Annotated in this window: 13 protein-coding genes; 9 read left to right on the top strand and 4 right to left on the bottom strand. The window is 71.8% G+C overall.

The annotated features are described in order from the left end of the window. Positions 1-25 precede the first annotated feature (25 nt). The 3 genes from E3N83_RS08165 to mce form a co-directional block, all read right to left on the bottom strand. Entirely contained in the window at positions 26-1,351 is a 1,326-nt protein-coding gene (locus E3N83_RS08165) for a coiled-coil domain-containing protein (protein ID WP_151082808.1), read from the bottom strand. Between the two features lie 91 nt (positions 1,352-1,442). Next, on the bottom strand, positions 1,443-2,780 hold the full coding sequence (ccrA, locus tag E3N83_RS08160) for a crotonyl-CoA carboxylase/reductase (protein ID WP_151082807.1): 1,338 nt from the start codon (positions 2,778-2,780) through the stop codon (positions 1,443-1,445). A 107-nt stretch (positions 2,781-2,887) separates the two neighbouring features. Further along, complete coding sequence (gene mce, locus E3N83_RS08155) at positions 2,888-3,337, bottom strand: methylmalonyl-CoA epimerase (protein WP_151082806.1); 450 nt, start codon at positions 3,335-3,337, stop codon at positions 2,888-2,890. Positions 3,338-3,494: 157 nt separating this feature from the next. Here mce and E3N83_RS08150 point away from each other — a divergent pair, with 157 nt between their 5' ends. The 9 genes from E3N83_RS08150 to E3N83_RS08105 all read left to right on the top strand — a co-directional run bounded on the left by E3N83_RS08150 (position 3,495) and on the right by E3N83_RS08105 (position 12,622). Continuing rightward, a complete protein-coding gene (locus E3N83_RS08150) occupies positions 3,495-4,682 on the top strand; it encodes an acetyl-CoA C-acetyltransferase (RefSeq protein ID WP_151082805.1) in 1,188 nt (395 codons plus the stop codon). Positions 4,683-4,690: 8 nt separating this feature from the next. Then, positions 4,691-5,653, top strand: a complete 963-nt coding sequence (gene meaB, locus E3N83_RS08145; protein ID WP_151082804.1) for a methylmalonyl Co-A mutase-associated GTPase MeaB — start codon at positions 4,691-4,693, stop codon at positions 5,651-5,653. Positions 5,654-5,678: 25 nt separating this feature from the next. After that, a complete protein-coding gene (locus tag E3N83_RS08140) occupies positions 5,679-6,170 on the top strand; it encodes a MarR family winged helix-turn-helix transcriptional regulator (protein ID WP_151082803.1) in 492 nt (163 codons plus the stop codon). 15 nt (positions 6,171-6,185) lie between these two features. Beyond that, positions 6,186-6,734 carry an MmcQ/YjbR family DNA-binding protein gene (locus E3N83_RS19780; RefSeq protein WP_202879352.1) on the top strand — a complete coding sequence of 183 codons (549 nt, stop codon included), beginning with the start codon at positions 6,186-6,188 and terminating at the stop codon, positions 6,732-6,734. 71 nt (positions 6,735-6,805) lie between these two features. Beyond that, positions 6,806-7,807, top strand: coding sequence for a beta-ketoacyl-ACP synthase III (locus E3N83_RS08125; protein WP_151082802.1), 1,002 nt, complete (start codon positions 6,806-6,808; stop codon positions 7,805-7,807). A gap of 46 nt (positions 7,808-7,853) precedes the next feature. After that, complete coding sequence (locus E3N83_RS08120) at positions 7,854-9,596, top strand: coenzyme B12-dependent isobutyryl-CoA mutase large subunit (protein WP_151082801.1); 1,743 nt, start codon at positions 7,854-7,856, stop codon at positions 9,594-9,596. A 12-nt stretch (positions 9,597-9,608) separates the two neighbouring features. Then, entirely contained in the window at positions 9,609-10,838 is a 1,230-nt protein-coding gene (locus E3N83_RS08115; RefSeq protein ID WP_151082800.1) for an acetyl-CoA hydrolase/transferase family protein, read from the top strand. A 10-nt stretch (positions 10,839-10,848) separates the two neighbouring features. Then, a complete protein-coding gene (locus E3N83_RS08110) occupies positions 10,849-11,820 on the top strand; it encodes a tetratricopeptide repeat protein (protein WP_151082799.1) in 972 nt (323 codons plus the stop codon). A 7-nt stretch (positions 11,821-11,827) separates the two neighbouring features. Next, on the top strand, positions 11,828-12,622 hold the full coding sequence (locus E3N83_RS08105; protein WP_151082798.1) for a PIG-L family deacetylase: 795 nt from the start codon (positions 11,828-11,830) through the stop codon (positions 12,620-12,622). A 36-nt stretch (positions 12,623-12,658) separates the two neighbouring features. Here E3N83_RS08105 and ppdK read toward each other — a convergent pair whose 3' ends face one another. Then, a complete protein-coding gene (gene ppdK, locus E3N83_RS08100; RefSeq protein ID WP_151082797.1) occupies positions 12,659-15,319 on the bottom strand; it encodes a pyruvate, phosphate dikinase in 2,661 nt (886 codons plus the stop codon). Between the last annotated feature and the right edge of the window lie 11 nt (positions 15,320-15,330).

Raw genomic sequence — 15,330 nt, 5'->3', positions numbered from 1 at the left:
GACTGCGGGGCCTCACCCCCCGGGTCTACGCCTCGGAGTCCGCGTCGTCCCCGAACCCGGCCATCAGGTCGCGCAGCGAGCCGAGCTGGGCGGAGATCGCCTCGCGGCGCTTCGACATCCGGTCCACCTCGGCCTTGAGGGCGGCGAGGTTGCGCTCCTGCTCGGCGTTGCCCGAGGCGGCGACGGCTTCGGCCTGGGTCCGGGCCGAGGCCACGATCTGCTCGGCCTCGCGGCGGGACCTGGCCAGCAGCGCCTCCGCCTCCGTCTGCGCCTGCTGCCGGTGGGTGTTGGCCTGCGTGGTCGCCTCGCGGGCGCGCTGCTCGGCCGCCTCGGCACGCTGCTCGGCGTCCTCGACGAGCCGCTTGGTCTCCGCCGTGGCGCTGGTGTGGTGGTCGCTGGCCTCGCGGGCCAGCCGCTCCTTCTCCACCGCCAGGGTCCGACGGGCCTCCTGGACCTCGCGGTCCGCGGCCGCCCGCGCCTGCTCGGCCTCGCGGGTCGCCGAGACCCGCAGCTCCTTGGTCTCCTGCTCGGCGGCCAGTCGGAGCTGGTCGCTCTCACGCTTGGCCGACGCGAGCATGTCGGCCGCCTCGCTCTGGGCCAGGCTCCGCTCCTGCTCCGCGTCGCCGGTGATCCGGGCGCGCATCTCGTCGAGCTCCTTGAGCTGCACCAGCCGCATGTCGTCGGCCTCGCGGGACGCCTCGGCACGGATCGCCACCGCGTCCCGGCCCGCCTGGCCGCGGATGTCGTCGGCGTCGCGGGCGGCCTGCTCGCGGACGTCGGCGGCCTCCTCCTCGGCCAGGCGCAGCATCGCGCTGGCGCGGCCGCCCAGCCCGGCGTACGACGGGGTCGCCTGCTCGGCGAGCTCCTGGCGCAGGCTCTCGAGCTGCGCCTCCAGCTCGGTGACGCGCTGCTCGGAGCGGGTCACCGCGGCGGCGGCGCCGGCGCGGTCCTGGAGCAGCTGACGCACCGCGGCGTCGACGGCGTCCTTGTCGTAGCCGCCGCGTCGGACGACGGCGAACGACGGCGCGGCCGCGCCGCCCCCGGTCACCGGGGTGCCGCTCGGCTGCGCCGCAGGGCGGGCCGGCGACGCCGCGGGTACGACGGGCGTGCGCTGCGTCGGGTTCGGGTCCGCCGAGGATGTCGCGGCCGGGGCCTTGGCCGCTGGGGCCGGGGCTGCCGGGGCCGGCGCTGCGGGGGCCGGGGCCGCCGGGGCCGGCGCGCTCGCCTGCGCGGGAGGCTTCGGGCGCCCCTTCGCCGCCGGCTTCTGGGCCTCGATCACCTGCGTCGGCTCCTCGTCGGTCGCCGTCGCGTCGTCTGGTTCGTCGAAGATGGACAGGCCCTCGTTGCTCATGGTGTGGACAAACCTCCCGGATCTCGTTGTACGACGACCAGTCTGTCCGATCGCTCCGTCCGGGCACACCCCGGCACACCTACGAAGATCGTCACACGCCCCGGAAGGAGTTGATCGCGTCCAGATGGCGGGACCGCATCGCCTCGTCACGCACCCCGAGCCCCTCCTCGGGGGCCAGGCAGAGCACCCCGACCTTGCCCTGGTGGAGGTTGTGGTGCACGTCGAGCGCGGCCTGGCCGACCTCGTCGAGGGGGTAGGTGTTGGACAGGGTGGGGTGGATCATCCCCTTGGCGATCAGCCGGTTGGCCTCCCACGACTCGCGGTAGTTGGCGAAGTGGGAGCCGATGATCCGCTTGAGGTTCATCCAGAGGTAGCGGTTGTCGTACTCGTGCATGAAGCCCGACGTCGAGGCGCAGGTGACGATCGTGCCGCCCTTGCGCGCGGCGTACACGCTCGCCCCGAACGTCTCGCGGCCCGGGTGCTCGAAGACGATGTCGACGTCCTCGCCGCCGGTGAGCTCGCGGATGTCGGAGCCGAAGCGGCGCCACTCCTTGGGGTCCTGGGTCTGCGGGTCCTTCCAGAAGCGGTAGCCCGCCTCGGACCGGTTGATGATCAGCTCGGCGCCCATCGCCCGGCAGATGTCGGCCTTCTCCTCGCTGGACACGACGCAGACCGGCACCGCGCCGCCGTTGAGGGCGTACTGCGTGGCGAAGCCGCCGAGCCCGCCGCTGGCCCCCCAGATCAGCACGTTGTCGCCCTGCTTCATCCCGGCGCCGTTGCGGCTGACCAGCTGGCGGTACGCCGTGCTGTTGACGAGGCCGGGCGACGCGGCCTCCTCCCAGGTCAGGTGGGCGGGCTTGGGCATCAGCTGGTTGGACTTCACCAGCGCGATCTCGGCCAGGCCGCCGAAGTTGGTCTCGAAGCCCCAGATCCGCTGCTCGGGATCCATCATCGTGTCGTCGTGGCCGTCGGGGCTCTCGAGCTCGACCGACAGGCAGTGCGCGACGACCTCGTCCCCGGGGTGCCACAGGTGCACGCCCGCGCCGGTGGCCAGCACGACGCCGGCGAGGTCGGAGCCGACGATGTGGTACGGCAGGTCGTGCCGTTTGCTGAGCGGGCTGAGCCGTCCGTAGCGCTCCAGGAAGGAGAACGTCGACACCGGCTCGAAGATCGAGGTCCAGACGGTGTTGTAGTTGATCGCGCTGGCCATCACCGCGACCAGGGCCTCGCCCGGGCCGAGCTCGGGCACCGGCACCTGGTCGACGTGGAGGGACCGGCGCGGGTCCTTCTCCTTGCTGGGCAGACCCTCGAACATGCCCACCTCGTCCTTGTGCACGGTGGCGGCGCGGTAGCTCTCGGGCAGGTCGAGGGCGGCGAAGTCCTCGGGGGTGGCGTTTCCGGACTGGATGGCGTCGAGGATGTGCTGCACGTCATCTCCTGATGCGTCGAGGGGCGGTGCGCTCGGAGAGTACCGACGGGTCGGCGCCCGTGGGGCGTCCTGTGCGCCTTCTCACCCACCGACCGCGCAGGTCCTGCTCAGGCGATCGGGGCGGGCTCGACCAGCTCGACCAGCACGCCGCCGGCGTCCTTGGGATGGACGAAGTTGACCAGCGACCCGGCCGTGCCGCGCCGGCTCACGTCGTACAGCAGGCGGACGCCGCGCTCGCGCAGGATGGCCGAGACCGCCTCCAGGTCGGTGACCCGGTAGGCGATCTGCTGGAGCCCCGGCCCGGACCGGTCCAGGAACTTCGCGATCGTGGAGTCCGGGGTCAGCGGGGCGAGCAGCTGGAGCATGGCGCCCGGGTCGTCGGAGCCGCCGACGCTCACCATGGCCTCGCGCACGCCCTGCTCCTCGTTGGTCTCCTCGTGCACGGTCTCCATGCCGAAGGTGTCGCGGTAGAACGCCGTCGCCACGTCGAGGTCGGGCACGGCGATGCCGACGTGGTCGATCTGGGTGAACAGGTGGGCGGGGACGTCGAGGGCCATGCCCCCATCGTCGTACGACGTGGGTCGGCGGTGCACGGGGCATGCGACCCCGCGTCGTGTGACCTTTTCCTCAGCGGCCCCGAGCGCTCCGGCCTCGCCGCCCCCGTGGGACGGTCGGTATCGTCACCGGCATCACCGTTCCCTGGTTGGAGGCACCATGTCCGGAACCGTCATCGTCGCCGGAGCTCGCACGCCGATCGGGCGTCTGCTCGGCGGCCTGAAGTCCCTGTCCGCGGCCGATCTCGGTGGCGTGGCGATCAAGGGTGCCCTGGAGAAGGCGGGCGTCTCGGCGGACCAGGTGGACTACCTGATCATGGGCCAGGTGATCCTGGCCGGCGCCGGGCAGAACCCCGCCCGCACCGCCGGCATCGCGGGCGGCCTGCCGCTGTCGGTGCCCTCGATCACCATCAACAAGGTGTGCCTCTCCGGTCTCAACGCGATCGCGCAGGCCGACCTGCTGATCAACGCCGGCGAGGCCGAGATCGTGGTGGCCGGCGGCATGGAGTCGATGACCAACGCTCCCCACCTGCTGCCGAAGTCCCGCGAGGGCTTCAAGTACGGCGACACCGCCCTGGTCGACTCGATGGCCTACGACGCGCTCTACGACCAGGCGACCCAGCAGGCGATGGGCAGCCTGACCGAGGACTACAACACCGCGCACACCCAGCTGACCCGCGCGGAGCAGGACTCCTTCGCGGCCGCCTCCCACCAGAAGGCCGCGCAGGCCTGGAAGAACGGCGTCTTCGACGAGGAGGTCGTGCCGGTCTCGATCCCGCAGCGCAAGGGCGACCCGATCGTGGTCTCGTCCGACGAGGGCGTCCGCGGCGACACGACGGCCGAGTCGCTGTCGGCCCTGCGTCCGGCCTTCGGCAAGGACGGCACCATCACCGCCGGCTCCGCCTCCCAGATCTCCGACGGCGCCTGCGCCGTCGTGGTGATGAGCAAGGCCAAGGCCGAGGAGCTCGGCCTGGAGTGGCTGGCGGAGATCGGGGCGCACGGCATGGTCGCCGGCCCCGACTCGACCCTCCAGCTGCAGCCCGCCAACGCCACCAAGCTGGCCTGCGACAAGGAGGGCATCGCGCCCGCCGACCTCGACCTGGTCGAGTTCAACGAGGCCTTCGCCGCCGTCGGCATCGACTCCACCCGCGCCCTCGGCCTCGACGAGTCCAAGGTCAACGTGAACGGCGGAGCGATCGCCCTGGGCCACCCGGTCGGCATGTCCGGTGCCCGGATCGTGCTGCACCTGGCCCTCGAGCTCAAGCGCCGCGGTGGCGGTGTCGGCGCGGCGGCGCTGTGCGGCGGTGGCGGTCAGGGCGACGCCCTGATCGTCCGCGTCCCCGCTTGAGCCCCGGCGTGACGGGTCGCCGTTCGACCGGCGACGTGCCCGACCTGGTCGGACGCGCCCGCGACGGTGACGCGCGGGCGGTCGCCCGGCTGATCTCGCTGGTCGAGGACCAGTCGCCGCTGCTGCGCGAGGTGATGGCCGCGCTGGCCCCACACGCGGGGCACGCCCACATCGTCGGGATCACCGGCTCGCCCGGCGTCGGCAAGTCGACGTCGACGTCCGCGCTGGTGGGCGAGCTCCGAAGGGCCGGCAAGCGCGTGGGTGTGCTCGCTGTCGACCCGTCGTCGCCGTTCTCCGGCGGTGCCCTGCTCGGCGACCGGGTCCGGATGCAGGAACACGCCCTGGACCGCGACGTCTACATCCGCTCGATGGCCTCCCGCGGCCACCTGGGCGGGCTGTCCTGGACGACCCCGCAGGCGCTGCGCGTGCTCGATGCGGCCGGTTGCGACGTCGTCCTGATCGAGACCGTGGGAGTCGGGCAGAGCGAGGTCGAGGTGGCCGGTCTGGCCGACACCACCCTGGTGCTCCTGGCCCCGGGCATGGGCGACGGCATCCAGGCGGCCAAGGCCGGCATCCTCGAGATCGGCGACCTGTACGTCGTGAACAAGGCCGACCGCGACGGTGCGGACACGCTGCGGCGCGAGCTCCGGTCGATGCTGGCGCTGGCCGACCGGCCCGAGGGTGCCTGGCGGCCACCGATCGTGAAGACCGTCGCGTCGAAGGGTGAGGGGCTCGACGAGCTCCTGGCCGAGATCGACCGGCACGGCGAGTGGCTGCGGGAGACCGGCGAGCTCGCGGCACGTCGTACCCGGCGGGCACGCGACGAGATCGAGGCGATCGCGGTGACCGCCCTGCGCGAGCGGTGGGGCGACGTGCACGGAAGGTCCGAGCTCGACGAGCTCGCGGCCGCGGTCGCGGCGGGGGAGTCCGACCCCTACGCCGCCGCCGAGACGCTGCTCGCCGAGCTCTGACCCCGGGCGTGGTTAGGCTGCGCCCATGCCGCTGCCCTTCGACCCGATCGACGAGGCCGCACGGCAGTGGGGGCTGCGTTGGAGCGGCGTCCCGGCGATGCACGCGGTCACCTCGCTGATGCGCGTGCAGCAGCTGGTGCTCGGCCGGCTCGACGCGATCCTGCGGCCGCACGGGCTCACGTTCGCCCGCTACGAGGCACTCGTGCTGCTCTGCTTCTCCTCGCGCGGCTCGCTGCCGCTGGGCAAGATGGGCGAGCGGCTCCAGGTGCACCCGACCTCGATCACCTCGATCGTGCAGCGGCTCGAGGCCGACGGGCTGGTCATGCGGCGCCCCCACCCCGACGACGGGCGCGCGGTGCTCGCCGAGGTCACCGACGCCGGTCGGCTCCTGGTCGAGCGGGCGACGTCCGACCTGGTCGGGGTCGACTTCGGGCTCGGGGCCCTGACCGACGAGCAGCTGGGTGAGCTCTCCGGCCTGCTCGCTCCCGTCCGACGGGCGGCCGGAGACTTCGAGTGAGCTGGTGACGAGCCGGTGACCACGGCGGACGCCGTACGCCGGGTCGGGCTCGCGCTGCCCCGTGCCTACGAGGTCGAGGTGCGGGGCCGGTCGAAGCTGCGGGTCGGGCAGATCGTGTTCGTGGCGTTCAGCCATGACGAGTCGCTGATGGGTTTCGGGTTCCCCACGACCGAGCGCGACGGGCTGGTGGCCTCCGACCCCGAGACGTTCTTCCTTCCCGGCACCACCGACCTGCGCTACCAGTGGGTGTGCGCCCACGTCGACCGGCTCCCCGACGACGAGATGCGTGAGCTGGTGGTCGACGCCTGGCGGATGTGCACGCCGAGGATGCTGCACGACCTGCCCGAGCTGCCCGAGCCGACGATGCGGGTCTGGGAGCTGATCGAGCGCCGGCAGTGGGACGACGTACGCCCGTTGCTGCATCCCCGGCTCCACCTCGACGACCGCACCCTGTCCCTGCGCGGCCGCCGGCAGGTGCTCGACCACCTCGCGAGCCATCCGACGCCCCGGCCGCCCACCGAGGTCGAGGTGCGCGCCGGACAGGTCTACCGCTGGCGCCGCTGAGCCGGGGTCGTAGCCTTCGCACTGACCAGGCGCCCGACCGGGCGCCCGGCCGGCAGGAGAGGTGGGCCGAGATGGCGACGATCAGCCAGCGTCAGGGTGCGACCGCGACGGCGATGCTCGGGCTCGGGGTGTACCGCCCGGAGCGGGTGGTGAGCAACGACGAGGTCTGCGAGGTCCTCGACAGCAGCGACGAGTGGATCCAGAGCCGCTCGGGCATCCGGACGCGGCGGTACGCCGGGCCGGAGGAGACGCTGGTCGAGATGGCCACCGCCGCCGCCCGGGCGGCATTGGAGGTGTCCGGCATCGCGGCCGACGACCTCGGCACCGTGATCGTGGCGACGTCCACCCACGCCCAGCACACCCCGGCCGCCGCACCGCTCGTCGCCGACCGGCTCGGGTCCCGGGCTGCCGCCTTCGACATGGGCGCCGGCTGCGCGGGGTTCTGCCATGCCCTGTCGGTCGCCTCCGACCTGGTCCGCGGAGGAAGCACTCGCTACGCGCTCGTGATCGGCGTCGAGAAGCTCAGCCTGTTCCTCGACCCCACCGACCGGTCCACCGCGTTCATCTTCGCCGACGGTGCCGGCGCGGTGATCGTCGGCGCGGCGGAGGCGGCCGGGATCGGCCCGGTCGCCTGGGGCTCCGACGGCTCGAAGTCCCACGTGATCACCCAGCACCCCGGCTGCCAGGAGACCGGTGCGGAGCATCCGGTGGTGCAGATGGAGGGGACGGCGGTCTTCCGGTGGGCGCCGTTCGCGATGGCCGACGTGGCCCGCGAGGCCGTCGCCGGCGCCGGACTGGAGCTGGCCGACCTCGACGCCTTCATCCCGCACCAGGCCAACCTCCGGATCACCGAGACCCTGGCCCGCAACCTGAAGCTGCCCGAGGGGATCGCGGTCGCGCGCGACGTCCAGGACTCCGGCAACACGTCGGCGGCGTCCGTGCCACTGGCGATCGAGGCGATGGTGCGCCACGGGGAGGCGGCGGTCGGGGACACCGCGCTGCTGATCGCGTTCGGTGCCGGCCTCAGCTTCGCCTCGCAGGTGGTCACCCTCCCGCCGGTCGCCGGCATCTGACCTGCGAGGTTGGGGGAAACTAGTAGGACGTCCTAGTATCCAAGGCATGGACGACCAGGGCTCGACAAGCTCGACCAGCGGTGGCACCGACGACGCGCGCTCCCGCTGGCAGGCCCGTTACGAGCAGTCGCGGGTGCGTGAGGCGGACTTCACGACGCTGAGCGGCATGCAGGTCGAGCCGGCCTACGGGACCGAGACCTCCGAGTGGCCGGGGGAGTTCCCCTTCACGCGCGGTCTGTACCCGACCGGCTACCGCGGCCGCACCTGGACGATCCGGCAGTTCGCCGGCTTCGGCAACGCCGAGCAGACCAACGAGCGCTACAAGATGATCCTGGGTCGCGGCGGTGGCGGCCTCAGCGTCGCCTTCGACATGCCGACCCTGATGGGCCGTGACTCCGACGCGTCGGTGAGCCTGGGAGAGGTCGGTCACTGCGGCGTTGCGATCGACTCCGCCGCGGACATGGAGCGGCTCTTCGAGGGCATCGACCTCGGCGCGGTCACCACCTCGATGACGATCAGCGGCCCCGCCGTACCCGTGTTCTGCATGATGATCGTCGCCGCCGAGCGAGCCGGCGTGGACACCGGGCTCCTCAACGGCACCCTGCAGACCGACATCTTCAAGGAGTACATCGCGCAGAAGGAGTGGCTGTTCGGTCCCGAGCCGCACCTGCGCCTGATCGGCGACCTGATGGAGTACTGCGCGGAGAAGATCCCGGCGTACAAGCCGCTCTCCGTCTCGGGCTACCACATCCGCGAGGCCGGCTCCACGGCCGCGCAGGAGCTCGCGTTCACCCTCGCCGACGGCTTCGGGTACGTCGAGCTGGGCCTGAGCCGCGGGCTCGACGTCGACGTGTTCGCGCCCGGGCTGTCGTTCTTCTTCGACGCCCACGTCGACTTCTTCGAGGAGATCGCGAAGTTCCGTGCCGCGCGCCGGATCTGGGCGCGCTGGCTGCGCGACGTGTACGGCGCCCAGACCGACAAGGCGCAGTGGCTCCGCTTCCACACCCAGACGGCCGGGGTCTCGCTGACCGCCCAGCAGCCCTACAACAACGTGGTCCGGACCGGCATCGAGGCACTCTCGGCCGTGCTTGGCGGCACCAACTCGCTGCACACCAACGCGCTCGACGAGACCCTGGCGCTGCCCTCCGAGCAGGCCGCCGAGATCGCCCTGCGCACCCAGCAGGTGATCATGGAGGAGACCGGCGTCGTCAACGTCGCCGACCCGCTCGGCGGGAGCTGGTACGTCGAGGCGCTCACCGACCAGATCGAGGCCGAGGCCAACGCGATCTTCGACAAGATCCTGGCGATGGGCGGCTCCGACCTGACCTCGTCTGACGCCGCGGGCCTCGCCGAGGCGACCCGGGTCTCGACCGGCTCGACCGGCGGGATCGGCCCGGTCACCCAGGGGCTGCTGCGCGGCATCGAGGACGGCTGGTTCATGGCCGAGATCGCCGAGGCGGCCTTCCAGTACCAGGTCGCGCTGGAGAAGGGCGAGAAGAAGATCGTCGGCGTCAACGTGCACACCGACTCGATCACCCACGACCTCGAGATCCTGCGGGTCTCGCACGAGGTGGAGGTCGAGCAGGTCCGGGCGCTGGCCGAGCGTCGTACGACGCGCGACGAGGCCGCGGCCCGCGCCGCGGTGGACCGGATGGTCGAGGTGAGCCGCACGGACGGCAACATGATCGAGTCGATGCTGGAGGCCTGCCGGGCCGAGGCGACGCTCGGTGAGATCTGTGACGCACTGCGCGCCGAGTGGGGCGAGTATCGCGAACCCGCCCGCTTCTGATCCAATCATCGTGTGAACCTCGAGACCGCCCTGCGGTCGCTCCCTCCCGACCCCCGCATCGTCGTCGCCGGCAACCATGCGCTGCCGTGGCACACGGTCGGTCTGGTGGACCAGACGCTCGACCAGTACAGGCTGTGGGTGCTCAATGCGCCGCCGGGGCTGCCGGACCGGGACGGGGTCACCCTCGAGACGTCGTTCGTCGGCCCCGGGATGCGCCGGAGCCCGCGGCTGAGCTACGTGCCGTCCCGCCTGTCGATGGTGCCCACGCTGTTCGAGACCCGGCTGCCCCCGGACGCGGTCGTGCTGCACACGACGCCGCCGCGTGACGGGAAGGTGTCGCTCGGGGTCGAGGTCAACGTGCTGCCCTCCGCGGTGGAGGCCGCGCGCCGCAACGGTGGTCTCGTGATCGCGCAGACCAACCGCGACATGCCGTGGACCTTCGGTGACGCCGAGCTCTCCGTCGACCAGGTCGACCTGCTGGTGGAGGCCGACGGCCCGATGCCGCACGCGCCGGTGTCGGTGGTCGACCACGACTCCGCGACGATCGGGCAGCTGGTCGCCGAGCGGGTCGGTGACGGCTCCACGATCCAGGCCGGGATCGGCGCCGTGCCGGATGCGACCATGCACGGGCTGACCGGGCGCCGGGGACTCCGGGTCTGGACCGAGATGTTCTCCGACAGCGTGCTGGCCCTCGAGCGAGCCGGAGCCCTGGACCGCGCGGTCCCGCTCACCGCGTCCTTCCTGTTCGGCTCGCCGGAGCTGCTGGAGTGGGTCGACGGCAACCACCGGGTCGAGATGCGTCGCACCGAGGTCACCAACAGCCCGGCCCTGATCGCGCGCAACCCGGCCATGGTCAGCGTCAACACCGCCCTCCAGGTCGACCTCTTCGCTCAGGCGAACGCCAGCCGGATCAACGCCCGCATCCACTCCGGCTTCGGCGGCCAGACCGACTTCATCGTCGGGGCGATGCACAGCCAGGGCGGCCAGGCGTTCATCGCGCTCCGCTCGTGGCACCCGAAGGCCGACTGCTCCACGATCGTGCCGCTGGTCGACGAGCCGGTGACGTCGTTCCAGATGACGGCGGTGGTCACCGAGGTCGGGGTCGCGGAGATCTACGGCAACGACCAGCGCGAGCAGGCCCGGCAGCTGATCGACAACGCAGCTCACCCCAGCGTCCGTGAGGAGCTGCGTGAGGAGGCCGTCGCACTGGGCCTCCTCCAGCCGCCGTGGGGCCATCCCTAGGATTGGCCGCATGACGCAGCAACCCTTCAGCCGCCCGGGCGCCGTCGACCTGTCGGGGCTGACCCGGCCCTCGCCCGCCGGGCCTCCGGCGGGTGGTCCGCGGTCCGGTGCCGCACCGACCGGTGCCGCGGAGAGCGGCTCGGCCGCCGGCTCCGCGTCGTACGCCCTCGACGTCAGCGAGGAGAACTTCCAGTCACTGCTCGACGCCTCGGTCACCGCCCCGGTCGTGCTGGTGTTCTACTCGCCGACCCGGGCACCCGAGAGCGTCGGCATGGCCGAGGACGCCGCCACGGCAGCAGGGGAGTACGACGGCCGGTTCCTGGCCGGGCTGATCGACATCGACGCCTCGCCCACGATCGCCCAGGCGATGCAGATCCCGCAGGTGCCGCTGCTGCTGGTGATCCTGGACGGGCGCCCCGCTGCCCAGCCGATCCCCGGCATGCTCACCCTCGACGAGCTGCGCACGCTGTTCAACCAGCTGGCCCAGGGACTGACGGCCCAGGGCATCACCGGTCGCCACCAGCCGTTGTCCGCGGCCGTCCCCGACGCGGAGGACGGCGAGGCCCCGGTGGACCCCCGGTACGCCGCGGCCCAGCAGGCGCTGGAGGCCGACGACATCGACGGCGCCGTCGCGGAGTACCAACGACTCGTGGACGCCAACCCCGCCGACGTCGAGGCCGCGGCCGGCCTGGCCATGGCGAAGGTGCTCCAACGCACCCAGGGAGTCGACGACGCCGCTGCCCGTGCGGCAGCCGAGGCCGCCCCCGACGACGTCGAGGCGCAGACCCTGGTGGCCGATCTCGACCTCCTCGGCGGGCAGGTCGACGACGCCTTCACCCGCCTGGTCGAGCTGGTACGACGCACCACCGGCGACGAGCGCAACCGCTCGCGCGAGCACCTGATCGGGCTGTTCGCTGCGGTCGGCAACGACGACCCGCGCGTCCTGCGGGGCCGCCAGGCCCTCGCCTCCGCGCTCTTCTGAGGTCCCGATGGCCACCATCGTCTACTGCCACGCCCATCCCGACGACGAGGCGTCCCAGACCTCCGGCACCATGGCCCGCGCCGCTGCCGAGGGGCACCGGGTCGTGGTCGTCTTCGCGACCAACGGCGACCACGGCGAGGTCGCGGCCGACGCCGTGGAGGGCGAGACAGTCGCGACCTACCGCGCGCGGGAGGCCGCTGCGTCGGCCGCCGCGATCGGGCTCGCCCGGGTCGCGTGGCTGGGCTACGCCGACTCCGGGATGGCCGGCTGGGAGCAGAACGACCACGACGGTTCCCTCCACCAGGCCGACCTCGACGAGGCCGCGCAGCGGCTGGCCGACGTGCTCGACGAGGAGCGGGCCGACGTGGTCGTCGGCTACGACTGGCACGGTGGCTACGGCCATCCCGACCACGTCAAGGTGCATCACGTCGTACGCCGTGCCGCGGACCTCGCTGCGCAGCGACCGCGGCTGCTGGAGTCGACGATGAACCGCGACGAGATGGTCCGGCTGATCGCGACCGGCCGCGAGGCAGGCTTCGAGATCGACGACTTCGACCCCGAGCAGCCGATGGACGACGGCAACCCCTTCGGCTCCACCGAGGACGAGATCACCTGGCGGGTCGACGTGTCGGGCTACCTCGACCGCAAACGGGCCTCGCTCGAGGCGCACCGCTCCCAGGCCACCGACATCGAGATGTTCCTGTCGATGCCACCCGAGGTCTTCGACCTGTTCTTCGGCCACGAGCACCTGATCGAGCCGGGCGACGACGGCCCGATGCGCGAGGGCTGGCCGTTCGCCTGAGGGTCTCGACCCTCAGCTCGACCGACGGGACGGGTCTCAGGTCCCCAGCGCCGAGCGGCCCGCCTCCAGCCGCGCGACCGGCACCCGGAACGGCGAGCAGGACACGTAGTCGAGCCCGACCTCGTCGAAGAAGTGGATCGAGGCGGGGTCGCCACCGTGCTCGCCGCAGACCCCGAGATGCAGGTCGGGGTTGGCCTTGCGGCCGAGCTTGGCGGCGTGCCGCACCAGGCGCCCGACGCCGTCCACGTCGAGGCTCTCGAACGGGCTGACCTGGAAGATGCCGCTCTCGAGGTAGTGGCTGAAGAACGACGACTCCACGTCGTCGCGGGAGAAGCCCCACGTCATCTGGGTCAGGTCGTTGGTGCCGAACGAGAAGAACTCGGCCGACTTCGCGATCTCGTGGGCGGTCACCGCGGCCCGCGGCAGCTCGATCATGGTGCCGATCTTGTGGGGAACCTTCATGCCGCGCTCCCGCTCGACCGCCTCCGCCACCCCGCTGATCTGGCCGCGCACGAGGTCGAGCTCGGTGACCGAGGCGACCAGCGGGATCATGATCTCCGGATGGGGGTCGCCGCCGGCCTCGATCCGGTCGGCGGTGGCCTCGAGGATCGCGCGGACCTGCATCTTGAACAGGCCGGGGATCACGATCCCGAGCCGGACGCCGCGCAGGCCGAGCATCGGGTTCTGCTCGTGCAGGCGCTTGACCGCCTCGAGCAGCTTCTGGTCGTGCTCGTCCATGTCGTGGTGGTCGTCCTCGAGGGCGACCTTCACCGACAGGTCGGTGTAGTCGGGCAGGAACTCGTGCAGCGGCGGGTCGATCAGCCGGATCGTCACCGGCAGGCCGTCCATGGCCTCGAGGATCCCGACGAAGTCGTCCCGCTGGAGCGGCAGCAGGGCGGACAGCGCGGCCTCCTGGCCGTCCTCGTCCTCGGCCACGATCAGGTTCTCGACGAGCTGGCGCCGCTCCCCGAGGAACATGTGCTCGGTCCGGCACAGGCCGATCCCCTCGGCGCCGAACCGCCGGGCCCGGCGTGCGTCCTCCGGGGTGTCGGCGTTCGCGCGCACCCGGAGCCGGCGTACGTCGTCCGCGTGCCGCATCACCCCGTCGACCGCGAGCACGATGTCCTCGTCGGACTCGTCGCCCTCGAAGTAGCGCATCACCGAGGAGTCGACCACCGGCACCGAGCCGAGGAAGACCTCACCGGTGGTGCCGTCGATCGAGATCACGTCGCCCTCGTTGATCGCGTCTCCGCCGCGCACCTTGGCGCGACGCTTCTTCACGCTCACGTCCAGCGACTCGGCACCGCAGACGCAGGTGCGGCCCATGCCACGCGCGACGACCGCCGCGTGGGAGGTCTTGCCGCCACGGCTGGTGAGGATGCCCTTGGCGGCGACCATGCCGCGCAGGTCATCGGGGTTGGTCTCCTTGCGGACCAGGATCACGTCCTCGCCGCGCTCGGCCCACTCGACGGCGGTGTCGGAGTCGAAGACGGCCTTGCCGACCGCTGCGCCGGGGGAGGCGTTCATGCCGGTCGCGACCAGCGTCCGCTCCGCGCTCTCGTCGAAGCTGGGGAACATCAGCTGGGCGAGCTGGGCTCCGGTCACCCGGCGGGTCGCCTCGTCGGCGTCGATCAGGCCCTCTTCCGTCATGTGCCGCCCGATCCGGAACGCCGCGGCCGGTGTGCGCTTGCCGACCCGGGTCTGGAGCATCCAGAGCCGGCCCCGCTCGACGGTGAACTCGATGTCGCACATGTCGTGGTAGTGGGTCTCGAGCGTGGCCATGATCTCCAGCAGCTCGTCGTGCGAGCGCTTGTCTACCTTCTCCATGTCGGCCAGCGACACCGTGTTGCGGATGCCGGCGACGACGTCCTCACCCTGCGCGTTCTGCAGGTAGTCGCCGTACACCCCCTGGTTGCCCGAGGCCGGGTCGCGGGTGAACGCGACGCCCGAGCCGGAGTCCTCGCCGAGGTTGCCGAAGACCATCGCCTGCACGTTGACGGCGGTGCCCAGGCCCTCCTCGATCCGCTCCTGGCGGCGGTAGAGCACGGCGCGCTCGGTGTTCCACGACTCGAAGACCGCCCGCATCGCCAGGTCGAGCTGCTCGCGCGGGTCCTGGGGGAAGTCGCGCCCGGCGTGCTCGGAGATGGCGTGCTTGTAGGTGTCGATCAGTCCGGACAGGTCGTCGACCCCGAGATCGGTGTCGGCCTGGGTGCCGCGGTCCTTCTTCAGCCGGTCCAGGGCCTTGGCGAAGATCTCGCTCTCGATGCCGAGCACCGTGGAGCCGAACATCTGGAGCAGGCGGCGGTAGGAGTCCAGCGCGAACCGCTCGTCGTGGCTCTGCTCGGCCAGCCCGAGCACCGAACGGTCGTTGAGACCGACGTTCAGGACGGTCTCCATCATCCCGGGCATGGAGAACTTCGCGCCCGACCGCACGCTGACCAGCAGCGGATCGGCGGGGTCGCCGAGCCGACGACCCATCGCCTCCTCGAGGGCGTGCAGGTGCGCGTCGATCTCACCGGAGAGGCCGTCGGGCACGTCGCCGGCCTCGAGGAACGCTCGACACGCCTCGGTGGAGATGGTGAACCCGGGAGGCACCGGCAGACCCAGGTTGGTCATCTCGGCGAGGTTGGCTCCCTTGCCTCCGAGCAGGTCCTTGAGATCCTTGTTGCCCTCTGCGAAGTCGTAGACGTAGGTCATGGGCCGATCCT

Origin of the sequence: Nocardioides cynanchi, assembly GCF_008761635.1 — a bacterium.
Classification (GTDB): Bacteria; Actinomycetota; Actinomycetes; order Propionibacteriales; family Nocardioidaceae; genus Nocardioides; species Nocardioides cynanchi.
Note: the sequence above shows the minus strand (reverse complement) of the source record. Positions and strands in the feature narration are given on the sequence as shown.

Coding starts and splice junctions, on each gene's coding strand:
- E3N83_RS08165 (WP_151082808.1), bottom strand. CDS start 1,351: ATGAGCAACGAGGGCCTGTCCATCTTCGACGAACCAGACGACGCGACG.
- E3N83_RS08120 (WP_151082801.1), top strand. CDS start 7,854: ATGGACGACCAGGGCTCGACAAGCTCGACCAGCGGTGGCACCGACGAC.
- E3N83_RS08125 (WP_151082802.1), top strand. CDS start 6,806: ATGGCGACGATCAGCCAGCGTCAGGGTGCGACCGCGACGGCGATGCTC.
- E3N83_RS08105 (WP_151082798.1), top strand. CDS start 11,828: ATGGCCACCATCGTCTACTGCCACGCCCATCCCGACGACGAGGCGTCC.
- ppdK (WP_151082797.1), bottom strand. CDS start 15,319: ATGACCTACGTCTACGACTTCGCAGAGGGCAACAAGGATCTCAAGGAC.
- E3N83_RS08110 (WP_151082799.1), top strand. CDS start 10,849: ATGACGCAGCAACCCTTCAGCCGCCCGGGCGCCGTCGACCTGTCGGGG.
- E3N83_RS08150 (WP_151082805.1), top strand. CDS start 3,495: ATGTCCGGAACCGTCATCGTCGCCGGAGCTCGCACGCCGATCGGGCGT.
- mce (WP_151082806.1), bottom strand. CDS start 3,337: ATGGCCCTCGACGTCCCCGCCCACCTGTTCACCCAGATCGACCACGTC.
- E3N83_RS08140 (WP_151082803.1), top strand. CDS start 5,679: ATGCCGCTGCCCTTCGACCCGATCGACGAGGCCGCACGGCAGTGGGGG.